The sequence below is a fragment of the Mesorhizobium sp. M4B.F.Ca.ET.089.01.1.1 genome (assembly GCF_004022605.1).
Classification (GTDB): Bacteria; Pseudomonadota; Alphaproteobacteria; order Rhizobiales; family Rhizobiaceae; genus Mesorhizobium; species Mesorhizobium abyssinicae.
Genome location: NZ_RZOS01000568.1, coordinates 1 through 3,198, shown reverse-complemented (window position 1 = coordinate 3,198; position 3,198 = coordinate 1). Strand labels below are relative to the sequence as shown.

Sequence of the window (3,198 nt, the reverse complement as noted above, 5' to 3'; positions counted from 1 at the left end):
GCATTGTGGCGATGGAAGCCTGCTGCGGCGCGCATCACCTCGGCCGGGTGCTCGGCGCTGCTGGTCACACGATCCGGCTGATGTCGCCGGAATACGTTCGCCCCTACGTGAAGGCCAACAAGAATGACGACCGCGATGCCGAGGCGATCGCGGAGGCAGCCACGCGGCCGACGATGCGCTTCGTGCCGGTAAAGAGCGCGGCGCAATCGGACATTCAGGCCTTGCATCGGGCGCGCTCGCGTCTGGTGGCGGAGCGCACGGCGCTGATCAACCATCTGCGCGCGCTATTGTTGGAACGCGGGATCGTGGCTCCGAAGGGACGGAAGCAATTGGAAGCCCAGCTGGTGGTGTTCGCGGACGAGGACGATCCCCGACTATCGCTGCGTATGCGCCTGCTGGTCGAGGACCTGCGTGCCGAATGGCGCAACCTTGATGAGCGGATTGCCGCTTTTGATGCGGAGTTCGTGCAGATGGCGCGCACGGACGAAGCAGCGCGTCGGCTTGCGACGATCCCCGGGATCGGTGTCATCAATGCCACTGCGCTTGTCGCGGCCGTTGGTGACGCGCGCAGCTTCGAGCGCGGCCGTGACCTCGCCGCCTGGCTGGGCTTGGCGCCTCGACAGGCGACCACCGGAGGCAAGCCGCGACTGCTCGGCATATCCAAGCGCGGCAACCGCTATCTGCGGGCCAACCGTGATCCACGGCGCACGTGCGGTGCTGCCGCGCATTACGGCTCAGGACACCCCGCTCGGCAGGTGGGTCCGCGGCCTGTTGGAGCGAACGTGCGTGTTTCGGTAATTCCCGGACACCTTTTTCGCTAAATCCCGGACAGGCGTGTCCGCGAGATTCTGAGATATCGATTTTCACCCGGACGGTTACCCCTACAGCCGTTATGTTGCGGCCAAATTTATGTTGCGTAGCCGCACAAATGAGCCGGACCCCACGCAAAGCCTGCAAGCGTTCGACTACCTGCACGGCGACAACTACGGTGGCCGGTTCAGCGACGACTATGATGGCCGGTGGGATCGCCCGTCGGGCCCGACCGGAGAGCGGGTCTGACGGGCGGGCGCGACAGAAGCCCCTTGCGAGGGGGATCTGATCGGGGCGCGTGGAGTGGTGGTATCGGAACACCTATCGAACATAGCAGCGATAGGTACCGTCTTGGCCTTCACATCACCGATCAACAGGTACATCGTTACATGTCTCAGCGTCGTCACCACACCCAGGCCGTTGCGGCCGCCAAGGCCGGTATCAGCGAACGTAGTGCACGCCGGATCGACAAGAATCCGCAGCTGCCATCCCAGAAGAAACGCGAGCGGCACTGGCGTACCCGGCCTGACCCCCTCGAACAGATATGGCCACGCGTGGAGGAGCTGCTGAAGATCCCAGGCATCCTTTCCGTCACCATTTTCGAGACTTTGCAGGACGAGTTCGGGGAGGCCGCCGTTCCCGATGGCGTCAGGCGGACCCTCGAGCACCGGATTGCACGGTGGAGATATTCCATGGCGGGGAGCGAATTGCCGTGCACGTGCGTGCCAGCAGCAACGGCCGCCACGCTACGATTGCCGTGCATATGCCGCCAAACCATCAGCGTTATCGCGAATGGACGCCGGCGAAGATACGCAGTGAAGCAAACCGGATCGGCCCCATGCTGCGCGTTCTCGTTGATCGGATCATTGAGAAGCGTGCGCATCCGGAACAGGGATACCGTGCATGTGTCGGCATCATCGGCCTGGAAAGACGTTTTGGCGCCGATCGCCTTGAAGCGGCTGCGCAGCGCGCATTGGAATTCCAGGTGCTCAACTATCCCGGCATCAAATCCTTCTCGAAAAGGAACTGGACCGCATCCCCAGGTCCGAGCGCCTCGAGCAGGATCCGATCCAGCACTCCAACATCCGCGGCTCCGGATACTACACTGAAAGTGACTAGAAATGCTCAAACATCCCACACTCAACCTGCTGCAGCAGCTGGGGTTTGCAGGTATGGCTGATGCCTTCGCAAGACTTGCCGATAACGAAGACGGCGAGAGCCTCAGTCATGCCGAATGGCTGGCGCTGCTGCTGGATCAGGAAGCAACCTGGCGCAATAACAAGCGTCTTGCGCTTCGGCTTCGCAATGCGAAACTGCACCATCCTGCTGTTCCCGAGGATATCATTCGCCGTGCGCCACGCGAATATGATCGCAGCATGCTCCCGCAATATTGGATCGTCTTGTTCACAACGCTCACAGAGTTGAAATGAGCGGCGAGTCCATGCGCCGTCTGCGCCAATCGGCCGAAATACAGACCTGAAAGGCCGGACCGCAAAACCGTGGAAAATATCCTGGCCAAAGAATGTCGGACGCGCGGCCCGCGAAGCAGACCGACCCCTACGGCGCGTTGGTAAGCGCGGCGCCGGTCTGCTTCGCTCCGTCGTCGGCAGCAATCTTCAGCTATCAACAGCGATCTCATCGACACCAGCTTGACCAGGACAAGTTCGTAGTCACATTTACCTTCAACGATCCGTCGCCTCACATGCGCGCGATCAAATCGGAAAGGTGCGCGGCATCAGGTTGGAATGCATGCGCGCGATTGTCGGAATCCGCATCAAGTCGAGTCGGCAATGTCAGCGCTTCGTTTCCATCCACGGCCCGCTAGTCTAGTTTCCGTCCATAAAGAGCAAGCGATTGATTCTATTGAGTGAATCGTAGCTTTGCGCGAGCAAGGCCCGGCGGTTTCAGGTATCTTGGATCATGCCACTGATTCCAAAGTCCTGCCACCGCCGGAGCCGACAATGCGCCAAGAACGCACCGTCCAAGCGAGATCCTATGAGGAGGGTGGATAGCAACCTGCGCTGTGGCAAGGTGCGGCTGCTTAAACACAATCACCTTACCCTTTGGAGACAAGCATGCCCGTTGCAGCTCACCGACCGAAAGCGCCGACCGCTATCCGTACCGATCTTGGCGCAATTTTCGTCTCATTGGAATTGAGCCGCTCGAAATGGTTGATCACCTCGCTGTCGCCGGGTGGTGGCGAGAAGATGTCGAAGCATGCTGTGGTGGCGGGCGACGGCACCGGACTGCTGGCGCGATTTGCCGAGCTGAAGAGGAAGGCGCAAGCCCGGACCGGGCAGTGCTTTCCGATCATCGTGATCCAGGAGGCCGGGCTCGATGGCTTCTGGATCCATCGCATGTTGGAGGCCGAAGGGATCGAAAGTCACG

3 protein-coding genes and 3 pseudogenes are annotated in these 3,198 nt (G+C 60.8%); all 6 read left to right on the top strand.

The window, feature by feature from the left end:
- Positions 1 to 798 (top strand): annotated as a pseudogene (locus EN780_RS30770) (IS110 family transposase); the annotation flags it as partial.
- A gap of 401 nt (positions 799 to 1,199) precedes the next feature.
- Positions 1,200 to 1,517, top strand: a pseudogene (locus EN780_RS40945) (IS21 family transposase); the annotation flags it as partial.
- Entirely contained in the window at positions 1,490 to 1,990 is a 501-nt protein-coding gene (locus EN780_RS30760) for a hypothetical protein (protein WP_245500177.1), read from the top strand. The pseudogene EN780_RS40945 and the gene EN780_RS30760, both read left to right, overlap by 28 nt.
- Positions 1,983 to 2,240: an ATP-binding protein gene (locus EN780_RS30755; RefSeq protein ID WP_245500176.1), complete on the top strand. Its 258-nt coding sequence runs from the start codon at positions 1,983 to 1,985 to the stop codon at positions 2,238 to 2,240. Before EN780_RS30760 ends, EN780_RS30755 begins: the two co-directional genes overlap by 8 nt.
- Complete coding sequence (locus EN780_RS41630) at positions 2,201 to 2,290, top strand: hypothetical protein (protein ID WP_348631280.1); 90 nt, start codon at positions 2,201 to 2,203, stop codon at positions 2,288 to 2,290. Before EN780_RS30755 ends, EN780_RS41630 begins: the two co-directional genes overlap by 40 nt.
- A gap of 595 nt (positions 2,291 to 2,885) precedes the next feature.
- Positions 2,886 to 3,198, top strand: a pseudogene (locus EN780_RS30750) (IS110 family transposase); the annotation flags it as partial.

Coding starts and splice junctions, on each gene's coding strand:
- EN780_RS30755 (WP_245500176.1), top strand. CDS start 1,983: ATGGCTGATGCCTTCGCAAGACTTGCCGATAACGAAGACGGCGAGAGC.